General features: G+C 64.4%; 24 protein-coding genes. 13 read left to right on the top strand and 11 right to left on the bottom strand.

Features of this window, described 5'->3' with window-relative positions; all coding sequences use genetic code 11:
• The first annotated feature begins 132 nt into the window (after nucleotides 1-132).
• Nucleotides 133-1,041, top strand: coding sequence for a polyphosphate kinase 2 (ppk2, locus tag AC07NY_RS05125; protein WP_494583691.1), 909 nt, complete (start codon nucleotides 133-135; stop codon nucleotides 1,039-1,041).
• Between the two features lie 42 nt (nucleotides 1,042-1,083).
• On the opposite strand, the gene AC07NY_RS05120 is transcribed toward ppk2, so the two are convergent.
• From AC07NY_RS05120 to AC07NY_RS05085, 8 genes are all read right to left on the bottom strand, one after another.
• Complete coding sequence (locus tag AC07NY_RS05120; protein WP_492285097.1) at nucleotides 1,084-2,370, bottom strand: TRAP transporter large permease; 1,287 nt, start codon at nucleotides 2,368-2,370, stop codon at nucleotides 1,084-1,086.
• The gene (locus tag AC07NY_RS05115) at nucleotides 2,367-2,864 is read right to left on the bottom strand and encodes a TRAP transporter small permease (RefSeq protein WP_492285098.1); all 498 of its coding nucleotides are present in this window, start codon (nucleotides 2,862-2,864) and stop codon (nucleotides 2,367-2,369) included. Before AC07NY_RS05115 ends, AC07NY_RS05120 begins: the two co-directional genes overlap by 4 nt.
• Before the next feature lie 105 nt (nucleotides 2,865-2,969).
• Entirely contained in the window at nucleotides 2,970-3,962 is a 993-nt protein-coding gene (locus AC07NY_RS05110; protein ID WP_494582268.1) for a sialic acid TRAP transporter substrate-binding protein SiaP, read from the bottom strand.
• A gap of 78 nt (nucleotides 3,963-4,040) precedes the next feature.
• The gene (locus AC07NY_RS05105) at nucleotides 4,041-4,718 is read right to left on the bottom strand and encodes a GntR family transcriptional regulator (protein WP_494582266.1); all 678 of its coding nucleotides are present in this window, start codon (nucleotides 4,716-4,718) and stop codon (nucleotides 4,041-4,043) included.
• A 22-nt stretch (nucleotides 4,719-4,740) separates the two neighbouring features.
• Nucleotides 4,741-5,637 carry a dihydrodipicolinate synthase family protein gene (locus AC07NY_RS05100; RefSeq protein ID WP_494582264.1) on the bottom strand — a complete coding sequence of 299 codons (897 nt, stop codon included), beginning with the start codon at nucleotides 5,635-5,637 and terminating at the stop codon, nucleotides 4,741-4,743.
• Between the two features lie 82 nt (nucleotides 5,638-5,719).
• On the bottom strand, nucleotides 5,720-6,538 hold the full coding sequence (locus tag AC07NY_RS05095; protein WP_492285102.1) for a carbohydrate ABC transporter permease: 819 nt from the start codon (nucleotides 6,536-6,538) through the stop codon (nucleotides 5,720-5,722).
• Nucleotides 6,538-7,467 (bottom strand): carbohydrate ABC transporter permease, encoded by a 930-nt coding sequence (locus AC07NY_RS05090; RefSeq protein WP_494582262.1) that lies wholly within the window; start codon nucleotides 7,465-7,467, stop codon nucleotides 6,538-6,540. The genes AC07NY_RS05095 and AC07NY_RS05090 overlap by 1 nt, the downstream gene beginning before the upstream one ends.
• Nucleotides 7,468-7,693: 226 nt before the next feature.
• Entirely contained in the window at nucleotides 7,694-9,031 is a 1,338-nt protein-coding gene (locus AC07NY_RS05085; protein ID WP_494582261.1) for an ABC transporter substrate-binding protein, read from the bottom strand.
• A gap of 202 nt (nucleotides 9,032-9,233) precedes the next feature.
• Between AC07NY_RS05085 and AC07NY_RS05080 the strand changes: the two genes are divergently transcribed.
• Complete coding sequence (locus AC07NY_RS05080; RefSeq protein ID WP_494582259.1) at nucleotides 9,234-10,094, top strand: amidohydrolase family protein; 861 nt, start codon at nucleotides 9,234-9,236, stop codon at nucleotides 10,092-10,094.
• Nucleotides 10,088-10,543, top strand: coding sequence for an RbsD/FucU family protein (locus AC07NY_RS05075; protein ID WP_494582257.1), 456 nt, complete (start codon nucleotides 10,088-10,090; stop codon nucleotides 10,541-10,543). The genes AC07NY_RS05080 and AC07NY_RS05075 overlap by 7 nt, the downstream gene beginning before the upstream one ends.
• A gap of 1 nt (nucleotide 10,544) precedes the next feature.
• On the opposite strand, the gene AC07NY_RS05070 is transcribed toward AC07NY_RS05075, so the two are convergent.
• On the bottom strand, nucleotides 10,545-10,805 hold the full coding sequence (locus AC07NY_RS05070; RefSeq protein ID WP_494582256.1) for a hypothetical protein: 261 nt from the start codon (nucleotides 10,803-10,805) through the stop codon (nucleotides 10,545-10,547).
• Nucleotides 10,806-10,996: 191 nt separating this feature from the next.
• Here AC07NY_RS05070 and AC07NY_RS05065 point away from each other — a divergent pair, with 191 nt between their 5' ends.
• Nucleotides 10,997-11,221 carry a hypothetical protein gene (locus AC07NY_RS05065; RefSeq protein ID WP_494582255.1) on the top strand — a complete coding sequence of 75 codons (225 nt, stop codon included), beginning with the start codon at nucleotides 10,997-10,999 and terminating at the stop codon, nucleotides 11,219-11,221.
• A gap of 728 nt (nucleotides 11,222-11,949) precedes the next feature.
• Here the strand turns inward: AC07NY_RS05065 and AC07NY_RS05060 are convergent.
• Nucleotides 11,950-12,135, bottom strand: coding sequence for a hypothetical protein (locus AC07NY_RS05060; protein ID WP_494582254.1), 186 nt, complete (start codon nucleotides 12,133-12,135; stop codon nucleotides 11,950-11,952).
• 56 nt (nucleotides 12,136-12,191) lie between these two features.
• Between AC07NY_RS05060 and AC07NY_RS05055 the strand changes: the two genes are divergently transcribed.
• The 6 genes from AC07NY_RS05055 to AC07NY_RS05030 all read left to right on the top strand — a co-directional run bounded on the left by AC07NY_RS05055 (nucleotide 12,192) and on the right by AC07NY_RS05030 (nucleotide 18,776).
• Entirely contained in the window at nucleotides 12,192-13,709 is a 1,518-nt protein-coding gene (locus AC07NY_RS05055) for an anti-phage dCTP deaminase (RefSeq protein ID WP_494582252.1), read from the top strand.
• A gap of 108 nt (nucleotides 13,710-13,817) precedes the next feature.
• The gene (locus AC07NY_RS05050) at nucleotides 13,818-14,996 is read left to right on the top strand and encodes a phosphoserine transaminase (protein WP_494582250.1); all 1,179 of its coding nucleotides are present in this window, start codon (nucleotides 13,818-13,820) and stop codon (nucleotides 14,994-14,996) included.
• 219 nt (nucleotides 14,997-15,215) lie between these two features.
• Entirely contained in the window at nucleotides 15,216-16,805 is a 1,590-nt protein-coding gene (serA, locus tag AC07NY_RS05045; RefSeq protein ID WP_494582249.1) for a phosphoglycerate dehydrogenase, read from the top strand.
• A 2-nt stretch (nucleotides 16,806-16,807) separates the two neighbouring features.
• Nucleotides 16,808-17,062 (top strand): DUF1902 domain-containing protein, encoded by a 255-nt coding sequence (locus AC07NY_RS05040; RefSeq protein ID WP_492285112.1) that lies wholly within the window; start codon nucleotides 16,808-16,810, stop codon nucleotides 17,060-17,062.
• Nucleotides 17,063-17,125: 63 nt separating this feature from the next.
• Nucleotides 17,126-18,127: a class A beta-lactamase gene (bla, locus tag AC07NY_RS05035; protein WP_494582248.1), complete on the top strand. Its 1,002-nt coding sequence runs from the start codon at nucleotides 17,126-17,128 to the stop codon at nucleotides 18,125-18,127.
• 124 nt (nucleotides 18,128-18,251) lie between these two features.
• On the top strand, nucleotides 18,252-18,776 hold the full coding sequence (locus AC07NY_RS05030; protein WP_494582246.1) for a PAS domain-containing protein: 525 nt from the start codon (nucleotides 18,252-18,254) through the stop codon (nucleotides 18,774-18,776).
• Here AC07NY_RS05030 and AC07NY_RS05025 read toward each other — a convergent pair whose 3' ends face one another.
• Nucleotides 18,777-19,715, bottom strand: coding sequence for a DMT family transporter (locus AC07NY_RS05025; protein ID WP_494582245.1), 939 nt, complete (start codon nucleotides 19,713-19,715; stop codon nucleotides 18,777-18,779). It abuts the gene before it with no gap.
• Nucleotides 19,716-19,798: 83 nt separating this feature from the next.
• Here AC07NY_RS05025 and AC07NY_RS05020 point away from each other — a divergent pair, with 83 nt between their 5' ends.
• The 3 genes from AC07NY_RS05020 to AC07NY_RS05010 all read left to right on the top strand — a co-directional run bounded on the left by AC07NY_RS05020 (nucleotide 19,799) and on the right by AC07NY_RS05010 (nucleotide 22,021).
• Complete coding sequence (locus tag AC07NY_RS05020; RefSeq protein ID WP_494582244.1) at nucleotides 19,799-20,680, top strand: type 1 glutamine amidotransferase; 882 nt, start codon at nucleotides 19,799-19,801, stop codon at nucleotides 20,678-20,680.
• A gap of 132 nt (nucleotides 20,681-20,812) precedes the next feature.
• Nucleotides 20,813-21,130: a DMT family transporter gene (locus AC07NY_RS05015; protein ID WP_494582243.1), complete on the top strand. Its 318-nt coding sequence runs from the start codon at nucleotides 20,813-20,815 to the stop codon at nucleotides 21,128-21,130.
• Nucleotides 21,131-21,274: 144 nt separating this feature from the next.
• On the top strand, nucleotides 21,275-22,021 hold the full coding sequence (locus AC07NY_RS05010; protein ID WP_494582241.1) for a F0F1 ATP synthase subunit A: 747 nt from the start codon (nucleotides 21,275-21,277) through the stop codon (nucleotides 22,019-22,021).
• Nucleotides 22,022-22,124 lie beyond the last annotated feature (103 nt).

Below are 22,124 nucleotides of genomic sequence, written 5' to 3'. Positions count from 1 at the left end.
GGCCTCTTCCTGAGCGGAAGCGCGGCGGGCGTCAATTCCCTTCCGCGGCCTAGCCGGCTAGGCTGCTGCCGAAGCGGAGATATCATGATGGCCAAGAAGTTCTCAGGCTCGGACGTCAAGGAACCCATCGTCGTGCCGTCGGATGATCACGCCCGGCCGGCCAAGGCCCGCACCAAATCCCGCAAGGTGAAAGGCTTCGACATCGAGGCCGACAGCCTGCCGGAAGCCATCGTCGACGCCGCCTACCACAGTGGTAACTACCCCTACGGCAAGCGGATGAAGCGCAAGCGCTACGACCGCGAGATGGAGCCGCTGCAGATCGAACTGCAGAAGCTGATGCGCTGGGCCGCCAAGCATGGCGAGCGCATCGTCATCGTCTTCGAGGGGCGCGATGGCGCCGGCAAGGGCGGCACCATTGCCCGCTTCACCCAGCATCTCAATCCGCGCCAGGCCCGCATCGTCGCCCTGTCGAAACCCTCCGATACCGAGAGGGGTCAATGGTATTTCCAGCGCTATGCCGCGCAGATGCCGACAGCCGGCGAAATCGTGTTCTTCGACCGCTCCTGGTACAATCGTGCCGGCGTCGAGCGCGTCATGGGCTTCTGCAAGCCGGAGGAAACCGAGCATTTCCTTGACGAGGCGCCCGCCTTCGAGGGCATGCTCGCCCGCGACGGCGTCCGCCTGATCAAGCTCTTCCTGACGATCGGGCGCGAGATGCAGATGACGCGCCTGCACGCCCGCTGGTACGACCCGCTCAAGCGCTGGAAGCTCTCGCCGATCGATTTCGAGTCGATCCCGCGCTTCGACGACTATTCCCGCGCCTTCGACGAGATGCTCTCGCGCACCTCGACCGAAGCCGCGCCCTGGTATGTCGTGCGCAGCAACGACAAGCTTCGCGCCCGGCTGAACGCCATCCGCCACGTCCTGCGACTGGTACCCTACAAGGACAAGGACGAGGCGGCGATCGGCACGCTGGACGAGGAGATCGTCATTCCCGTGAGCCGCTACCTCGACAATGGCGGCGAGCCGGAGGGGCGGTAAACGAGGAACGCCCCCGCGCCAACAGTACCCGAGCGAACACTCTCAGCGCCCCATGATCAATTGCGGCAGCCAGGTCGTCAGCGGCGGCCAGAGCGTGATCGCGATCAGCACGGCGACAAGCGGCGCAAGCCAGGGCAGAATCGCTCGCGACATCGCCTCGAAGGAGATGTTCGCGACCTTCGACGTCACGAACAGCACCACCCCAACCGGCGGTGTGATCGTGCCGATCATCAGGTTGAGCACGAAGATCAGCCCGAACTGGATCGGATCGATGCCGAACTGCGCCGCCGCCGGCGTCAGGATCGGGATCAGGATCAGCATCGCCGCCAGCGCCTCCATGAAGCAGCCGACAAAGAGCAGCAGGAGGTTGACGATGAGCAGGTAGACGATCGGGCTGCCGGCGAATTCGACGAGAGCCGGCCCGACCACTTGCGGAATGCGCGAGATCGACAGGCACCAGCCGAGCGCCGCCGCCGCCATCACCAGCGCCAGCACGACGCCGGTGGTCTCGACCGTCTGGACCACGAGCTCCGGCAGGCTCTTCAGCGTGAAGCTGCGATAGACGAAGAGGCCTAGCACCAGCGCATAGGCGGTCGCGACCGCCGCCGCCTCGGTCGGCGTGAAGATGCCGCCCATCATGCCGCCGAACAGGATGACCGGCGTCATCAGCGCCCAATGTGCCTCCTTGTAGGCGACCCAGAGCTGGCGCGCGCCCGGAAACGGATGGCGCGGCAGGTCGCGCTTCCGGGCAATGTAGACGACCATCGCCATCAGCGCGCCGGCCATCAGGAGGCCCGGAATGATGCCGGCGATGAACAGCCCGCCGATCGAGACGTCGGCGGTGACGCCATAGATCACCATCGGCAGCGAAGGCGGGATGATCGGCCCGATCGTCGCGGAGGCAGCCGTGATCGCGGCGGCCGTCTCGGCATCGTAGCCCTCGTCCTGCATCGCCTTGATCTCGAGCGTGCCGACGCCGCCGGCATCGGCGACAGCCGAGCCTGACATGCCCGCGAAGATCACGCTGGCGAGGATATTGGCGTGGCAGAGCCCGCCGCGCATGAAGCCGACGCAGGCCGTGGCGAAACCGAAGATTCGGTCGGTGATCCCCGCCGAGTTCATGATGTTGCCCATCAGGATGAACAGCGGTGCCGCCAGCAGCGGGAAGGAATTGGCGGATTGCGCGATCTTCTGCGGCACGATGCCGAGCGGGAAGCCACCGAGGAAGGCGAAGGCGATGGCCGCCAGCCCCATCGAGACGAAGAGCGGCACGCCGATCATCAGCGCCAGGAACCAGACCGGCAGGATCTGCAGCATCAGCGTGGTCATAGCGCCTGCGCTCCCGGCTCCGCGACCGCGACCTTGCGCCCGGCGAGCACGTCGCCGACCTCCGCCAGCGCCTGCAGGATCAGCGCCAGCGCCGCGAAGGGCATGACGATGTAGAGCGCGGCGGATGAGATCGGCAGCGCGATCGATTCCACGTCCCAGGTCCGCTCGATCAGCGCCCAGGAATAGCGCAGCAGGACCCCGGCGAAGATGATCACCGCAACTTGCGTCGCGATCTCCAAGGCCGCTTGCGCCGGACGGGGCAGCTTCTCGGCGAAGACCATGATGCGGATATGCGAACGCCGCCGCCCCGCGATGATCCAGCCGACGAAGCCGGTCCAGACCAGCAGGTACTGCGCCAGTTCGTCCGACCAGGCGAGCGGCTGGTTGATCTGGCGGAAGAATACGCCAAGCACCACCACAGTAAGCAGCGAGAGCAGCAGCACGACAGCGGCCCAGTACACCAGCCGGTCCGCCAATGCGGCGAGGGATTTCACGGAGACCATCGGCTTCCTTGATTCACATGGCCAGGCCGCCGTCATTCCGGCCGCGGCGAAGCTGAGAGCCGGAATGACGCGTTGAGAGCCTAAGCGAGCAACGCCCTAAAGCGCGGCGAGCGCATCCCAGGTGCCCTTGCCCCATTTGCTCTCGAACTGCTTCGGCAGGCTCGCCAGCACGGGCTTGGAGAAGCTCTCCAGATCAGGCTCGGTCACGGTCATGCCGGCCGCCTTCAGCGTCGCGACGAGGCTGCCCTCCTGGCTCGCCAGCTCCGCATCCTGCCATGCGACGCCATCCGCGATCGCGGCTTCCACCACGCTGCGGTCGGCGTCTTTCAGCCCCTTCCAGAAATCGCTGTTCACGATGACGAGCCGCGGCGTGATGATGTGTCCGGTCAGGATCAGGTGCTTCTGCACCTCCTGCAGCTTGGCGCTGTGGATCGTTGGTAGCGGGTTCTCCTGCCCATCGACCGCCCCCTGGCTCAGCGCGAGGTAGAGTTCGTTGAAATTGACCGGCGTCGCCTTGGCGCCCCAGGCCTCGACCATGGCGCGGAAGGTATCGACCGGCGGCACGCGCAGCTTGAGCCCCGCGACATCCGCCGCGCTCTTCACCGCCTTGGAGCCGGTCGTGAGATGGCGCTTGCCGTAATAAGTCACGGCGGCCATGCGCATGCCGCGCTTCTTCTCGAGCTCGGCATTCATCTGCGTGAAGACCGGCGCCTTGGCGACCTTCGCCATATGGGCAGCGTCGCGCCAGAGATAGGGCGCTTCCACCACCGAAAGCTGCGGCAGGAAGGAGCCGAGCGCCGCGGCGCCGTCCGTCGTCATGGTCAGCGCGCCGGAAGCGACCGATTCCATCATGTCCTTGCCGGAGCCGAGCTGGCCGGCGGGGAAGGACTGGATGTCGACGCGGCCGGAGGTCTTCTCCTTCACCTGCTTGGCGATGCGCTCGACCATCTGCACCTGCGGATGCGTCGCCGGCAGCATCTCGCCCCAGCGCAGCACGATCGCCTGCGCCCTTGCGATCGTCGGCATGAACACGGCCGCACCGGCCGCGGTGGAACCTTGGAGAAAGCTGCGTTTCGTCAGTTTCGTCATCGTCGTTTCCCTCCCGTGCGGCCGGTTTTCCGGCTCGTCGTCATGATGCGTTGCGTCTTGCGTCGTCGTCCTCGGTCGTCAGTACTGCATCGCCCGCGCGCGGGCGTTGCCGATATGGATGCTCATTTCGTCCGCGGCGCGTTCCGGGTCGCGGCTCTCGATCGCGGCGATGATCTTGAGATGGTCCTGCATCACCGGCACCAGGATGTGGTTCTGGATGCGCGTCTCGTATTGGCGGATCAGCCGGATCTTCAGCCAGGTCACACGGAAGGCCTGGCTGACGATATCGTTGTCGAGATGGTCGATGATCGCCTCGTGCATCAGCCGGTCGACATCCTCGGCGTCCTCGATCAGGCGCTCATCGCCGCCCGCCTCGGCCCGCGTGATGATTGCCTCGTGACGGGCGCGCTGCTCGGCAATCTCATCATCCGTCGCGTTCTGCGTGTAGAGCGCCGTCGCCTCCTTCTCGAGGAAGAGCCGGAACTGGAAGGCATTGCGGATCAGGTTGAGGTCGACATGGGCGACCTGCATGCCGCGCTGCGGCACCGTCTTGATCAGCCCCTCCGCCTCCAGTCGCGGCACCAGCTCGCGGATGGCGCCAAGCGGAAACCCGGTCATCGCGACGAGCTCGCGCTGGGTCACGAACTGGCCGGGCTTGATCTCGCGCGCCAGCAATCGCTCGGTGAAGGAGGCATAGGCGCGCTCCCTCAGCTTCAGCGGTTCGCCCTCGCGCGGTTCCTGCTCCGACTCGTTCACGATCCCTCCTTTAGGCTCCTTCTCAGGCGGCCTTGGCCTGCCTGATCGAATCGAAGGCGGCGAAGAGCCGCTTGCGCGCGCCTTCGTCCAGCGCCTCCAGCGGCGGGCGCATCGCGCCATAGCCGTCATCGCCATGGATATGGCCGACCAGCGCCTTCACCGCCGCCAGCACCGGATGCGAGCAGATCTCATCGACCAGCGCGCTCACCACTGGGCTGTCCTTGCCCTCGTAGACCATCGGGCGCAGCAGCCCCGGCACCAGATTGGCGAGGCCGCAGATCGTGCCCTCGGCACCGTTGCGCACCGCCTTGGCAAGCTGGCGCTCGTCGCCGACGAGGATGGCCAGCTCGCCATGCGCCTTCAGCAGCGCCTCGGTATTGGCGTAGCTGCCCGAGGAATCCTTCACGCCGATGACGAGGCCCGGGAACGCGGTCTTGAGCCGCTGCACGAGGCCGACGCTGATATCGACCGCCGTCACCGACGGGATGTGATAGAGCACGACATTGCGGGCGGAGGCGCCGAGTTTCTCGAAGAACTGCGAGAACCAGACATAGAGCCCCTCGTCGCTGACGCCCTTGAAGTAGAAGGGCGGCGCGACCAGCAATCCCTTCGCCCCGGCATCGAGCGCGAGCTGTGCCTGCTCCACCGATTCATGCATCGAGGCCGCGGCGATGCCGGCATAGATCTGCCTGGCCGGGTCGATCCCCGCTCCGATCAGTGCCCCCATCATCGCGGTCCTCGCCGGGAGACCCAGCGCCGCGCCCTCGCCCGTCGTGCCGAACAGCGTGACGGAATCGCAGCCCTCGGCCAGCACATGGCGCGCGTGATGGACGAGGCGCGGCAGGTCGATGCTCCCGCCATCCCGCATCGGGGTGGTGATCGCGCAGGAGAGGCCGAAGCGGGTCTTGTCGGAGGCCATGGGGTGAGCTTTCAGGGCTGAACGTTGACTGACATGTTAGTATGAAGGCAGAGCCGTCCGCAAGCGGTTCCGGAAGCATGTGCTAGCCGTCCTTGAGGCCTCCCGCGGAGAGGCCGGCGACGATCTGGCGCTGGGCGATGACGGTGACGAGGAGCACGGGCAGCGTCACCAGCAGCGCCGCGGCAGCGAGCGGCCCCCAGGAGATCTGCTCGAAGGTCAGCGAGTTGTAGACGGCCGAGGGCAGCGTCCGGCTCGCCTTGCCGCCAAGCACCACCGAGAAGATGAAGTTGTTCCAGGAGAAGATGAAGGCGAGGATGCCGCCGACGACGATGCCGGGCTTGGCCAGCGGCAGCGCGACATGGCGGAACGCCTGCCAGGTCGTGGCGCCGTCGATGCGCGAGGCATCCTCCAGCTCCATCGGCACGTTCTCGAAATACCCGATCATGATCCAGACGATGATCGGGATGGTGATGACGAGATGGGTGATGACCAGCGCCGTAATGGAACCCACCAATCCTGTGATTTGAAACAACAGGAAGAGCGGGATCAGGTAGGAGAGCGCCGGCGTCATCCGCGCCACCAGGATCAGCACCGCGAATTTATGCGCCTTGCCGCGCGCGATGCCGTAGCCGGCGGGCACGCCGACCAGCAGGCCGAGCAGCACCGCCCCGCCCGTGACCAGGATCGAGTTCCAGAGATAGAGCCCGAAATTGTTCTGCGCGAAGACATCGACATAGTTCTTCAGCGTCGGCGGGTTCGGGATGAAAACCGGCGGGAAAGCGGTGTTGTCGAGTTCGTTCTTGAGCGACAGCGAGATCATCCAGAGGAAGACCAGCACGGCCGGCGAGACCAGCACGAAAACCGAAGCCCAGAAGCCGAACTTTTTGAGCGTGCGGTTCATCACGCGTTCCACTTCGACTTCTGCCGGGCATAGAGCAGCAGCAGCGAGAGCATGATGATGATGACGAAGAAAATCACCACGACGGCCGAGGCATAGCCGATCTTGTAGAACTGGAAGGCCTGCAGATAGAGGAAGATGTTCAGCGTCTCGGACGCCGTGCCCGGCCCGCCCTGCGTGATCACGAAGATCGTGTCGAAGGCCTTCAGCGCATCGATGGTGCGGATCACGATCGCGACCATGATGAACGGCCAGACCAGCGGCAGCGTGATGTGCCGGAACATGTGCCAGTCATTGGCGCCGTCGATCAGCGCGGACTCGTAAGGTTCTCGCGGCAGCCCGGCCAATCCGCCGAGCACGATCAGCATGACCAGCGGCGTCCAGTGCCAGACCTCGACCAGAACCAGCGTCGGGATCACCGTCGAGGGCTCGTAGACCCAGCCGGACGGCCCGATGCCAACGAGCGAGAGCAGATAGTTCAGCACGCCGAGCTGCGGGTGGAACATCATCGTCCAGACCAGCGCGACCGCGACCGGCGTCGCCATCATCGGCATGACGAAGATCGTGCGCAGCAGGCCTCGGAACGGGAACTCGCGATGGAAGACCAGCGCCGCCGCCGTGCCGAACACGATCGGCAGCACCACCGCCAGCACCGTGAAATAGGCCGTATGCCCCATCGATTCGATGAAGCGCTGATCCTTCATCAGCTCGGCGAAATTGCCGAGGCCGACGAATTCCACCCCGCCGCCGATCTTCCAGTCCTGCCCGGACATGTAGAGCGTGAACAGCCAGGGGAAGACGATCACCGCCCCGATGACCAGCACCGCCGGCAGCGAGAACAGCCAGTAGCGCGGCGTGAAATCCGCCGAAGCAGCCGCCGCGTTCGCTTGTGTCGTACTCGGCATGCTGGCTGGCAGGGACGTGCTGGTCATGCGTTCTGCTTCACTGGAAATCACTCGTCATGCCGTGTCTCGCAAGCACGACGTCTCATCATTGAACGATGCGACACCACCGCTCCCTTCTCCCCTTGCGGGAGAAGGTGCCGGCAGGCGGATGAGGGTCGCGCAGGTCCTGAAAGTCCGGTGCTCAGCTCACGATCCGCGTCGAGAGACCCCTCACCCTAGCCCTCTCCCGCAAGGGGAGAGGGGATCGCGCCGCTCAGCCCTGCTCGCTCTTGGCGAGCACCGGCGCGAAGGTCTCCGTCGCCTTCTTCAGCTCGGCCGCGACATCCGCCCCGCCGATCGCATTGGTCAGCGCCACCCCGAATACGTCGCGGAACTCGGTCACCGGCACGATCTGCGGCAGGCCGGCCCGCGCGACCTTGGCCGAGGCCAGCAGGCAGTCGAAATACTGCTTGCCGAACTTCGACTGCGCGATCGTCTCGGTGTCGAGATAGGCCGAGGACCGGCCCGGCGCGCCCGCGCCAGCCTTGAGCATGGCGATCTGGTTCTTCTTGTTGGTCATGAACTGCAGGTAGAGCCAGGCCGCCTCCTTCTTGGAGGAGCCGCGCGAGATGCCCATGCCGTCGGCGAACATGCCGGCATGGTGCGCCTTCGGCCCCGGCGGCGTCACGCCATAGCCGACCTTGCCGACGATGCGCGACTTGGTCGGGTCCTCCAGCGGCGTGGCGAAGCCGATGCCGTCGAGCCACATCGCGGCGCGCCCCTGCATGAAGGTGGTCTGGCACTCGTTCCAGTTGAAGCCGACCTGACCGACCGGCCCGGTCTCCTTGTTGAGCTTGCGGTAGAGATCCGCCGCCCAGATCGCCTCCGGCGTATCGGTCTGCAGCTTGCCATCCGTGGAGGTCGTCTCCATGCCCTGCCCGAGCATCAGCGAGGTCCAGACCGGAACGTTCGCGTTCTTCAGGCCGCGCGAGACGAAGCCGGCGACGCCCTTCGCCGGGTCATGCAGCTTCTGCGCGACGGTGAACATCTCGTCCATCGTCTTGGGATAGGCCACACCCTTCGCGTCGAAGATCTCCTTGTTGTAGTAGACCATCCAGTAATCGACGAAGAACGGGATCGTATCGAGCGACCCATCGGCCTGCCGCGCATAGGCCACCGGGCCGGCGCCGAAATCGGCGAAATCGAAATCAGGCGCGGTCAGCGACGGGTTCTTGATGAAGGGCTCGAGATTCTCGAACCACTTGCCCTTGGCCGCCATGCGCTTCTGCACATGCAGCGAGATACCGCTGACGTCGAAGCTCGGCTTGCCCGAGGCGAACTCGATCACCGCCTTCTGGCGCTGCTGCTGCTCCGGCACCTGCTCGGCCGAGACCTTGATGCCGGTGAGTTCGGTGAACTCCTTCTCCGCCGCCTGCATCAGGTCGGAGCGCGGGTTCTTCACCAGCAGCACGTCGATCGACTGGCCGGAGAATTTCTTCCAGTCGAACGCCCCTTGCGCCTGCGCCTTGCGCAGCACGAAGGGCGAGGCGATCGCGGCGGCGCCACCGGCCAGCAGGACACGGCGGGTCGGCTTGAGAATGCTATCGGTCATCGGCGTCCTCCCCAGGACTTGAACACGGCCCGTTTCGGGCCTTTGATGGCGCGCGGAACATAAGGCGACGACCGCCTCCCGCATCCGTGATCGGGCTGGACGCTAATCTCCTTTCGGGCCGGTTGCAAGCTAACATGTTGGCGTGCACATAGTATCGCCACATCCTTCCTCCCCGCCGCCGAATCCCCTGCGAGAGCCGCCCGTGACGAGCCCGCCCCGCATCGATTCCCACCAGCATTTCTGGCGGCTCGCCCGTGGCGACTATGGCTGGCTGACGCCGGCACTGAAGCCGATCCACCGCGATTTCGAGCCCGCCGATCTCGCCCCGCATCTGGCGCAGCACGACATCGCCTCGACCATCCTCGTCCAGGCCGCCGCGACCGAGGCCGAGACGCATCATCTCCTCGCGCTCGCCGCCGCCACCCCCTTCATCGCGGGCGTCGTCGGCTGGACCGATTTCGAAGCGCCCGACGCCCCCGCCCGCATCGCCGCGCTCGCCGCCGATCCGCTGCTCGTCGGCTTGCGTCCGATGGTGCAGGACATCCCCGATCCCGACTGGCTCGCGAAACCCGCCCTCGCCCCCGCCTTCGCGGCACTCAAGCAACACGGCCTCGTCTTCGACGCGCTGGTGAAGCCGCCGCAGATCCCCTCTCTCCTCAAGCTGCTGGAGCGCGAGACGGAACTGCCCGTCGTCATCGACCACGGCGCCAAGCCCGACCTGACCGGCGCCGACCTCTCCGCCTGGCGCGGTGGCATCGCGGCACTGGCCGCGCGGCCGAACACGACCTGCAAGCTCTCCGGCCTCGTCACCGAAGCCGGCCCCGGCTGGCGCGAGGCGACGCTGGCGCCGGCCGTCGCCCAGCTCGTCGCCTGTTTCGGGCCGGAGCGCCTGCTCTGGGGCAGCGACTGGCCGGTCGCGACGCTCGCCGCTGCTTACGACCAGTGGATCGTCGCCGCCGAGCGCCTCACCGCGACGCTGACACCGGCCGAGCGCGCCGCGATCTTCGGCGGCAACGCCGCCCGCATCTATCTGACGAAGAGGGGCCGCCGCCCGTCATGCTGAAAAATCTCGACCCCGTCCTCTCCGCCGACCTGCTCTGGGTGCTCGCCGCGATGGGCCATGGCGACGACCTCGCGCTGGTCGATGCCAACCACCCGGCTGAGACCATCGCCAGCTCGACCACCAGCAGTCGCCTGATCCGCCTGCCCGGCCTGACGATGCAGCGCGCCGCCCGCGCCATCCTCTCGGTGCTGCCGATCGACGATTTCGAGCCTGAGCCGCTCAGGCGCATGGAAGTGGTCGGCGATGCCGCCGCGATCCCCGACGTGCAACGCGCGGTGCAGTCCGAGATCGACAAGGCGCTGGGCCGCGCCGCACCGCTCGCCGGCATCGAGCGCTTCGCCTTCTACGATCAGGCGCGACGGGCTTTCGCGGTCGTTCAGGTCGGCGATCCCCGTCCCTATGGCTGCTTCCTGCTGCGCAAGGGCGTCATCGCCGGCGAGCCGGGCTAGTTCACGACCCCTTGGCGATGGCCTGCTTCAGGCGCGCGACGGCCTCCGTCGCGCCGGACCTGACTTTGACCTCCAGCGTCGGCGCCTCGCGCTCGATCATCTCGATCAGCGCCTCCGGCGTGATCTCGGCCCGCTGCTGGGTCAGCTTCAGCACGGCGTTGGCGATGATGTTCGGCCAGAACGCCGCCCCACCCTTGGCCAGCCCCTTGGCCTTGCGGCCCTCGAATTCCTGGGCGAGCTGTTCGGGGGTCTTGCGGGCCATGGTCTCATCACCTGTTTCGGATCGAGCCGCTGCCTATCACGAAATCCCGCGCCTGCCTGCCCTCTTCGGTCGCACTGCCCTGCCCGCACATCGGGTCCCCGACAATCGCATTTGCATCCCGCCACGACGCAAGGCAGGAGCGGCGCCCGAGGGCCAAGACTGTGATGCGGCCGCCCGTTCAGGACCAGACCATGCCCCGCCTCGCCTTGCTCGCCGCGCTTGCCGGCCTCGTCCTCGCCGCACCGGCCGCCGCCCGGATCACCGACCGGGAGCTGAGCTGCGCCGACTGGCTGAAATCCGGCGGCCACCGCAAGAGCGAATACTCGGCCGCCGTCACGGCAAAGATCAGGGCCTTCTGCGCCAACAATCCGAAGATGAAGGCGATCGACGCCGAAATGACGATGACGGGGGATTGAGGACGCTTCCCCGCATTGCCGCGCATGCCGAAGCCCCGCTCGCGCGGATCGCGCGGCGGGTTCGAAATGAGGGGCAGCGGAGCGCCGCGAGGCGCGGGGTATTTTGCCGCTTCCATTGAGCCAGGATGCGGCGCGGATGGATTAAGCCACCATCCGCACGCCCCGTGGCGCTCCGCTTGCCGGCGTTCTTCAGTCTCCGGGCCGCGCTTATACGGCAGGGCGTTTCGCTGACCTGCGGACCCGGGCGCCAGTTCGGCAGAGACGCTTGCGCGATCTCCTTTGTCTCGTGCAGCGGATGATCCCGAAAAGGGCTAAGCCGCTTTTCGGTCCGATGCCGGCCTTGTCGCGTCCTGGCCCCGCAGATGCGGTGCCGCCATGCCTTCCAGCGAGCTCCTCGCACAGGGGCCGTAGTACCCCCAGGGCGGTGCCCCGAAGCCTCCCGGGAGTGAGTCGTAACCCCACCCGCAGGCGCCGCCCCCGCCCCGCCAACGGCATACCTCCGGATGGCTGCCCCTCGGGGACGAGGTGGAGTGAGGATAAGCTCGGGGTGTGAAGGCGGGGATAAATTTTGGTCAGAAACGGAAAAACTTCTCCGCCCCGTGCTACAGCACGGAACTGGCGGGCGCTTTAGCCGAGACACCGCCCCCGCTGGCTTTTCCACCTTCGGATTCACGAACGAAGCTGCTCACCACTTTTTATATTATCGATTAGATAACCGATATGTAGTGTTATTGAGCCTTTTTTCCAGTTTGCTTCAGAACTTCTTCGCGCCACTTGGACGAGAGTTTCACAACCTCATCTTCAGCGCTCGAATTCAGCCATGCAGAATAATAGCTTCCGCTGCGTTCAATTAACGCGGAAACTCGCTTAGAGGCTTGATTAGCCTCTGATACAATTGCACGTTTCTGTTGCATGAGCGGTTCCCCTCGCGCTACGAATCATCCTACCAGACGATTAAGGGCTCGTTAACGTGCAAAACGCACTTCAAAGACTTGAGTTCCCAGAAATCTTTTTAGGCTTGGTATCTCCAGTAGGAGCCGAATTAAAATCAACAATCGACGCGACTGAGCGCTTTTTCCGACAGAATGGCTATGATGTATTCAAAATTAAGGTGACTGACTATTTTCAGAGATTAAAAAAAGATCTCAACATTGAGCTCAAGCTTGATGAGTCCTCTTTCGATAAGAGGATCGACTCATTTATTGAGTTTGGAAATTATGTTAGAGAAATATTCAACGATAATTCTATATTGGCATCATACTCGATATATCGGATAATGAAGGCTAGAGAGCGCGACTTTCTGAAGCATAAGGAGATTTCATATCAGAAAAGAGTTTATATAATTCATCAATTCAAAACAAAAGAAGAGATTGATTTGCTGAGATTGGTTTATGGTCGCTTGTTTTTTCAGGTATCAGTCTACTCTAATAAAGATTCCAGAGTTAATTACCTTGCTCACAAGATCGCCCACGATAAAAATACAGCAGACCAATCGGATGCGCGCCCGATAGCCCACAAATTGATTGCTCGAGATGAAAACGAAAAGACGAATAAATTTGGTCAAAAACTCACAAAAATATTCCATGATGCCGATGTAATTATAAATTGCGACATTCCGTCTCGAAATGCGGTCGAAGAACAGGTATCTCGGTTTTTCGAATTAGTTTTTTCCTCCAATGAGATTTCCCCAACAAAAAAAGAATACGGGATGTTTGCGGCAAAGGCGGCCGCACTTCGTACCCTTGACCTATCGCGGCAGGTAGGCGCAGCGATATTTCGGGACACTGGTGAAATAATAACAATGGGGTCAAATGAGGTACCGAAGGCGAAGGGCGGAACGTATTGGTGCGACGAGTTACCGCATGACGCACGAGAATACACTAAAAATGAAGACTCAAACGACTCAAGAAAGATAGAAATCTTAAACGAAATATTTCAAGAAGCCGAATCGAAAATATCGTTCGGAGAATTTCTTAATAAGAAATCCGTAAAAGATTCACAATTCATGGACGCTCTCGAATACGGGCGAATTGTTCACGCTGAAATGTCAGCTTTGAGCGACGCCGCTCGCTTGGGGCAATCGGTAAAGGACGCAGTCCTATACTGCACAACATTCCCTTGCCATATGTGTGCGAAGCACATCGTTGCTAGCGGCATCAAGGAAGTTATTTTTCTAGAACCCTACCCAAAGAGCCTAGCATCGGACCTTCACTCTGACGCCATCCAAATCGAAGGAGCGTCACGCGGCCGATATGAGAGCTATAACTCCGTACAATTCGAGCATTTCTATGGAGTAACACCTCGCCGATATAGAGAACTTTTCGAAAGAAATTCCCGAAAGGAAGATGGCATATATCAACGCTACATAAAAGGCAGAAAAAGGCCGAACATAGATTTGATTGCCCCAACCTATATTCAATTTGAAGAGACAATAGTGACCGCTGGACTTAGGGCATACGAAAGATTGCGCGAGCTGCGAAGTAGCTGACATTCAGATATGCCTCGCGCTTGACTCCCCCCGCCCTCCCATCCTACCCCCATCGACGGGACACGCCCCCCCAACGGGGCGCGCCCATCTGTAAGGATGGAGACATCGATGGCGAATACCGTTCCGACCACGCGTCCGCGCGTGCCTAATTTCTCGTCCGGCCCCTGCGCCAAGCGCCCCGGCTGGGCCCTCAAGAACCTCTCAGACGCCCCGCTCGGCCGCTCGCACCGCGCCAAGATCGGCAAGGACAAGCTGAAAGCTGCGATCGACCTGACGCGCGAGGTGCTGCAGGTCCCCGCCGATTACCGCATCGGCATCGTGCCGGCCTCCGATACCGGCGCCGTCGAGATGGCGCTCTGGTCCCTGCTCGGCGCCCGCGGCGTCGACATGGTCAGCTGGGAAAGCTTTGGCGCCGGCTGGGTCACCGACGTCGTCAAGCAGCTCAAGCTTGCGGATGTCCGCACCTTCGACGCGCCCTATGGCGAATTGCCGAACCTCAAGAAGGTCGACACCAAGAACCGCGACGTCGTCTTCACCTGGAACGGCACCACGTCCGGCGTGCGCGTCGTCGACGCGAGCTGGATCGCTGACGATCGCGAGGGGCTGACCATCTGCGACGCCACCTCCGCCGCCTTCGCCCAGCGCCTCGACTGGCCGAAGCTCGATGTCGTCACCTTCTCCTGGCAGAAGGTGCTCGGCGGCGAGGCCGCGCATGGCATGATCGTGCTCTCGCCCCGCGCCGTCGCCCGACTCGAAAGCTACAAGCCGGCCTGGCCGCTGCCGAAGATCTTCCGCATGACCTCGGGCGGCAAGCTGATCGAGGGCATCTTCACCGGCGAGACCATCAATACCCCCTCCATGCTCGCGGTCGAGGACTATATCGACGCGCTGGAATGGGCCCGGAAGGTCGGCGGGCTCGACGGCCTGGTGAAGCGCGCCGACGGCAATGCCCGCGTCATCGCCAAGTTCGTGCGCGAGAACGACTGGATCGACTTCCTGGCCGTGAAGCCGAAGACGCGCTCCAACACGAGCGTGTGCCTGAAGTTCACCGACCCGGCCGTGACGGCGCTGCCGGCGGACGCGCAGGCGGCCTTCGCCAAGCAGGTCGTCTCGATCATCGAGAAGGCCGGCGCCGGCTACGATCTCGGCCATTACCGCGACGCCCCTCCCGGCCTGCGCATCTGGTGCGGCGCGACCGTCCAGTCGCGCGACGTCAAGGCGCTCATGCCCTGGATCGCCTATGCCTTCGCCGAGACCAAGGCCGGGCTCGGCAAGAAGGCGGCCTGAGGCGCTAAGCCCTGTCATTCCGGGGCGCGGGCCTTGCCCGCGAACCCGGAACCCACGACCGGGCGAGCCCTTTCCACCGCCTCTTCCAGAACCATAGCGTTGCACCCCGTCATGGGTTCCGGGTTCGGCTTCGCCGCCCCGGAATGACAGGCGGGGCGCCATCCCCCTTCTCAGCGTCAGACCGCTCCTTGTGCAGCGCGGCGCCAGCCGGAGCCTTCCATGTCCGCCCCAAAGGTCCTGATTTCCGACGCCCTCTCCCCCGCCGCCGTCCAGATCTTCAAGGATCGCGGCATCGACGTGACCTTCGATCCGAACCTCGGCAAGGACAAGGACAAGCTGGCCGCGATCATCGGCGAGTATGACGGCCTCGCCATCCGCTCGGCCACCAAGGCAACCGCCAAGCTGCTGGAGCAGGCGACGAACCTGAAGGTCATCGGCCGCGCCGGCATCGGCGTCGACAATGTCGAGATCCCCGCCGCGACCGCGCGCGGCGTGATCGTGATGAACACGCCTTTCGGCAACTCGATCACCACCGCCGAGCACGCCATCGCCATGATGTTCGCGCTCGCCCGCCAGATCCCCTCGGCCGATACGTCCACGCAAGCCGGCAAGTGGGAGAAGAACCGCTTCATGGGCGTCGAGATCACGGCCAAGACGCTCGGCCTGATCGGCGCCGGCAATATCGGCTCGATCGTCGCCGAACGCGCCATCGGCCTGAAGATGCGCGTCATCGCCTATGACCCCTATCTCTCGGCCGAGCGCGCCGTCGCGCTGGGCGTCGAGAAGGTCGAGCTGGACGACCTGCTGAAGCGCGCCGACTTCATCACGCTCCACGTCCCGATGACCGAGAAGACGAAGAACATCCTCTCGGCCGAGAATCTGGCGAAGACGAAGAAGGGCGTGCGCATCATCAACTGCGCCCGCGGCGGCCTCGTCGACGAGCAGGCGCTGGCCGATCTCATCAAATCCGGCCATGTCGCGGGCGCGGCCTTCGACGTGTTCTCGGTCGAGCCGGCCGAGACGAACCCGCTCTTCGGACTCGATAACGTCGTCTGCACGCCGCATCTCGGCGCCTCCACCAACGAGGCGCAGGAGAATGTCGCCCTACAGGTCGCCGAGCAGATGAGCGACTACCTGCTCAAGGGCGCGATCACCAACGCGGTCAACTTCCCCTCGATCACGGCGGAAGAAGCCCCGCGCGTAAAGCCCTTCGTCGATCTCGCCGAGAAGCTCGGCTCCTTCCTCGGCCAGCTCACCGAAGCGCCGGTCAAGGGCATCCGCATCGAGTACGAAGGTGCGGTCGCGAGCCTCAACCTCAAGGCGATCTCGGCTGCCGCGATCACCGGCGTGCTGCGCCCCTTCCTGCCCGAGATCAACATGGTCAACTCGGCCATGGTGGCGAAGGAGAAGGGCATCGTCGTCGAGGAACTGACCCGCGAGGTCGCCGGCAATCTCGAAAGCGTCATCCGCATCGTCGTCGAGGCCGAGGACATGCCGCGCCACGCCTCCGGCACGGTGTTCCAGGATGGCAAGCCGCGCATCGTCGAGATCCGCGACATCGCTGTCGATGCCGAGTTCGCGCCGCATATGCTCTACGTGCGCAATGCCGACAAGCCGGGCTTCATCGGCCAGTTCGGCTCGCTCCTGGGCCAAGCCGGCGTCAATGTCGCGACCTTCGCGCTCGGCCGCGACAAGCCCGGCGGCGACGCGATCTGCTATGTCTCGGTCGACGAGCCGATCTCGGACGAATTGCTGGCCAAGATCCACGAGATCCCGATGGTCAAGCGCGCCCGGCGCCTGAAGTTCTGATCGTGCTCAACCCGCTGAAGGCTCTCGTCGCCGCCCCTGCCGCGGCGGCGGAGCCTATCCATTTCGAGGTCCGCCGCGACGAGGCGGCGGGCCTCTGGTACGCGATCGATACCGGCGAGCTCGGCATCGTCACCGAGGCCGAGACGCTGGACGGCCTCCGCGAGCGGCTGACGCAGCTCCTGCCGGAATGCTTCGGCATCGAGAATTGCCCGGTCGAACTGTCGCTCTGCGATGCGGAGAATGGCGAGCCGGCCTGAGTGCCGCCGCAACCTTGCCGCAATATCACGGCCCTGTGATCGCTCCATCGCAGAGGATCGCCCATGCCTGCCCTTGCCCGCCTCGCCGCCGTTGCCCTTGCTTGCCTGACGGCCGCCCCGGCCCTCGCCGACTGGGACCGCGACAAGCTCGACAAGGCGATCGAGGGCATCGAGCAGGCCTCGAAGGGCCGCCTCGGCGTCGCTCTGATGGACCTGCGCGACCGCAAGCTCTGGTCGCATCGCGGATCCGAGACCTTCCCGATGCAGAGCGTCTTCAAGCTGCCATTGGCAGTCGCGGTGCTGCAGCAGGTCGAGGCCGGCAAGTTCAAGCTCGACCAGCCGATCACGGTGACCCGCAAGGATTTCTCGCTGTTCCACAGCCCGCTGGTGAAAAGCTTCAAGGGCGAGCGCAACGACTATCCTCTGCGCGAACTGATCCGGCTCGCGGCGGGTGAGAGCGACAACACTGCCGCTGACCTGCTGATGCGCGAGATCGGCGGCCCGCAGGTCGTGACGAAGATGCTGCGCGATGGCGGCGTCCAGGGCATGTCGATCGACCGCTACGAGCGCCTGTTCCAGCCGGAGATCTACGGGCTCAAGGGCTTCAGCTGGGATGACACGGTGGACGAGAAGGCCTTCCGCGCCGAGCTCAAGGCGATGCGGCCGCGCCTGCGCATCGCCGCCCTGTCGAACGCGCTCAAGGACAAGCGCGACGCCTCGACCCCGGAGGCGAGCGCGCAATTCCTCGAGGCTTTCGCCAAGGGCAACTGGCTGCGCGATCCCGCCCACACCGCCTTCATCGAGAAGATCGTGGCGGAATCGAAGGTCGGCACCGACCGGCTCAAGGCCGGCCTGCCGGCGGGCACGCGCTTCGCCCATCGCACCGGGCTCGGCCTCACCACGGACGGCATCAATCACGCCACCAACGATATCGGCGTCGCGACGCTGCCGGATGGTCGCCGCTTCGTCATCGTGACCTATCTCGCCGGCTCCCGCGCCGATGCCGACGAGCGCTCGGCGGCTTTGGCGGATGTGGCCCGGCTCGCGGTCTCGGCGCTGCGCTGAAAAGCGTTGCTGGCTTATACTTTATCTCGTCTTGCGCCTCAGGTTGCCCTCTTCCAGTCTGACGTTTGGGGGACAGCACATGGGCAGCTCGGTTTTCAGGGTGGGAGCCTCACAGCCGCCCCCCTTGTTCACGGACGATGGCCTCAACGACAATGCCATCGTCGGCATGTGGTATTGGGACGTGCTTAACGACCGCCTCTACGCCGACGCGCGCATGGCCGCGCTTTTCAACGTCGATCCGCTGGAGGCGATGCGCGGCACGCGATGTGATGCCTATCTCGACGGCATCCACCCGGACGACCGCGATGGCGTAGCGCAGGAGATCGAGCGCTGCGTCAGGGCGGCGATCGATTTCCACTACGAGTATCGGATTGTACCCGCCGCAGGCGAGCGACTGATCTCAGCCTTCGCCCGATGTCATCGGACAGAGGAAGGCTGCACCGGCCATTATGTCGGGATGGCCTTCGACGTCACGCAGCAGCGCAGTGCCGAATCCACCACGGCGACCTCCCGCGTCGCCGGTCACGTCCTGCAGGCCTATAGCATCGCCAAGCAGATCACCGACGAGGAACTCAAGCGGAAACTCAAGGATGTGCTGATGCGGCTCGGCATGAATCTCGCGGCCGAGGTCAAAGACCGGCCGGTCTGATTACCGCCCCAGCCGCTCGGCGATGAAAATGCCGCCGAGCACGAGGGCCAGCGCCAGCGCGTGATAGAGCCCGAAGGGTTCGCCGATGATCAGCACGGCGAGGATCGGCGCGAAGACCGGCACGAGATTGACGAAGACGCCGGCCCGGCCGGGCCCGATCAATTCGATCGCCCTCATGAAGGAGAGCTGCGAGACGATCGACGGGAAGATCACCGTGAAGGCGAGGATCAGCCAGCCCTGCGGCGTCGGCATGTAAGAGCGCCCGAGCGCGATCTCGGTCGCCAGCAGCGGCAGCGAGGCGAGGCAGGCGAAGCAGGCCATCGCCGTGAAGAAGACGAGGCCCGGCACGGCCGGCCGCTTGCGCACGCCGACGGTGAAGCCGGCATAGAGCACGCAGGCGATGATCATCAGCACATCGCCCGGCACGAAGCGGAAGGCCATGAGGATATGGATGTCGCCCCGGCTCGCCGTGACGGCGACGCCAAGCAACGTCACCGCGACGCCGATCGCCTGCATCGGGGTGATCCTGGTGCGGAACACCAGGAAGGCGCCCATCAGCACGAAGACCGGGATCGCCCCCTGCAAGATGCCGATATTGATCGCGCTGGTCGAATAGGCCGCGAGATACATCAGCGTGTTGAAGGTGGTGAAGCCGAGCGTGCCGAGCACGGCGATCAGCCGCCAATGCGCCCGCAGCACAGGCCAATGCTCGCGCAGCTGGTCGCGCAGCAACAGGGGCATGATCGCGCAGACCGCCACCCAGCGCAGCGAGGTCAGCATCATCGGCGAGATATTGCCGACGGCGAGCCGGCTCGCCACGGCGTTGCAGCCCCACATCAAGGTGGTCAACACCATCAGCAGGTAGGCATTGCCCCAGGCGCGTTGCAGCCAGGTCTGGGTAGGGTGCACGTTTCCGCCCTGTTGCGAGAAAGGGCTCATGCAATACCCTTGCGTGTACCCGGCTCATATGAGATCGGGCGCACACCTGCCCGTCGCCCTGCGCATCCCTGCGGAACGTCCCGATGATCGAAACCAGCGCCCGCCCGCTCCGCCTGCTCTTTGTCGACGGCAATATGCGCGACACCCGCGAAGGGCTGCGCCAGTCCTATGGCATGGCTTATGGCGAGGCCTATGCCGCCGAGATCGCTGCGATCGAGCCGGGCATCGTCTCCGATATCTGCCTGCCGGCCGACGAGGGCGCGAACCTCCCCGACGGCGAAGGGCTTGAATCCTATGACGGCATCTTCCTGACCGGCTCGGCCCTGCACATCTACGATACCGCCCCGCCGGTGACGCGCCAGATCGACCTGATGCGCGCGATCTATGCCAGCGGCACGCCCTGCTTCGGCTCCTGCTGGGGCATCCAGGTCGGTTCGGTCGCGGCCGGCGGCACCGTCACCGCCAATCCGAAGGGCCGCGAGACCGGTTTCGCCCGTCGGATCACGCCGACCGAGGCCGGCCGCAACCACGCATTGCTCGCCAGCCGCCCGGCCGCCTTCGATGCGCCCGCGATCCATCTCGACACCATCGCGCTGCCGGCGCACGGCACGACGATCCTCGCCTCCAACGCCTACAGCCAGGTCCAGGCCGCCGAGATCAAGCATAATGGCGGCACCTTCTGGGGTGTGCAGTACCATCCCGAATTCTCGCTGAAGCAGATCGTCGCGATCCTCGATCGCCGGGTGCCGCTGATGATCAAGGAGGGCTTCCGCAAGGACGAGGCTTCCGCGAAAGCCTGGCTCGACGACATGCTGACGCTCGATGCCGAGCCCGACCGGCAGGACCTCGCCTGGGCGCATGGCCTCGACCGCGAGGTGCTCGACACCGAGCGCCGCGTCACCGAGTTGCGCAACTTCATGGAGCATCGCGTCAAGCCGCATGCCAGCACGCGCGGCCGCGCCTGATCCCCGCACAAGTTTCGCCTGCAAACCTTGCCATGACGCCGGGCGATCGCTAGATCAGCGGCCGCGAGGCCACGACCTCCCCCAACCTGGGACATGTGCCGGGACGACCCGGCAAACCATGGGGGACCCGCTATGGCGTGGCTCTATCTGTTTTCCGCTGGCCTTCTCGAGATCGTCTGGGCTTTCACCATGAAGCAGTCGGACGGCTTCACACGTCCGATGCCCACCGCGATCACCATCGTCACGATGATCGGCAGCTTCGCCCTGCTCTCTCTGGCGATGCGCTCGCTGCCGCTCGGCACGGCCTATACGATCTGGACCGGCATCGGCGCGGTCGGCGCCTTCCTCGTCGGCGTCACCGTGCTCGGCGAAGCGCTGACGCCGATGCGCATCGCCGCCGCGACACTGATCGTCTCCGGCCTCGTCATGATGAAGCTCTCGGCGAGCTGATAGCCGCTCTTGCCAAAGCGGCCGGCGCCTTCTAGGCAGGCCGAGCCTCGGGACGACCCGCGGCCTTCGCACCTCACAGGGGACGGCCCCACGACGCGGAATGCTCCGCGCCGTCGCGCAACCCCGTGAGCGGAGGCCTTCGTCTTGGCCAATCCCAGCGACCAGTTCATCGTCAAGACTCTCATTCCGTTCGGTGTCGGCGGGGTCGATCTCGGCTTCACCAACGCGGCCCTGATGATGGTACTCGCCACCGCCGCGATCGCCGGCGGGCTCGCTCTCGCGACGCGCTCGCGCGCCATCGTCCCCGGCCGCACGCAGGCGCTCGCCGAGATGCTCTACGAGTTCGTGGCGAAGACATTGACCGACGCGACCGGGCGCGAGGGCTTGCGTTTCCTGCCGCTGATCTTCTCGCTCTTCATGTTTGTCCTGGTGCTCAACCTGTTCGGCATGATCCCCGGCGCCTTCACGGTCACGAGCCATATCGTCGTGACCTTCGCGCTCGCCATGCTGGTGATGGCGACGGTCATCGGCTACGGCGTGCTGCGCCATGGCTTCGGCTTCCTGCGGCTTTTCGTGCCCTCGGATGTGCCGAAATGGCTCCTGCCGTTCATCACGCTGATCGAGATCGTCTCCTTCCTGTCGCGGCCGATCTCGCTGAGCCTGCGCCTCTTCGCCAACCTGCTCGGCGGCCATATCGCGCTCAAGGTATTCGGCAGCTTCGTCGCGGCGCTGCTCGCGGCAGGTATGAGCTATTCCCTGCTCGCACCGCTACCGCTGCTGATGACGGTCGCGCTCACCGCCTTCGAGTTCATGGTCGCGGTGTTGCAGGCCTATGTCTTCACCGTGCTCGCCTGCATCTACCTGAACGACGCACTGCATCCCGGCCATTGATCAGCCGGGCCGCTCCTGCAAACGCAGGACGCATCGGGTGCCCGTCGCGCCTATCCGCATTCCGGCCCAATTCCGCCTTGGACGCGCCGAATTCGGCAGCGTC

This window comes from Allobosea sp. GW821-FHT09G06, from assembly GCF_059416005.1.
The sequence above is the reverse complement of the archived record's forward strand: the minus strand, read 5'-3'. Positions and strand labels throughout refer to the sequence as shown.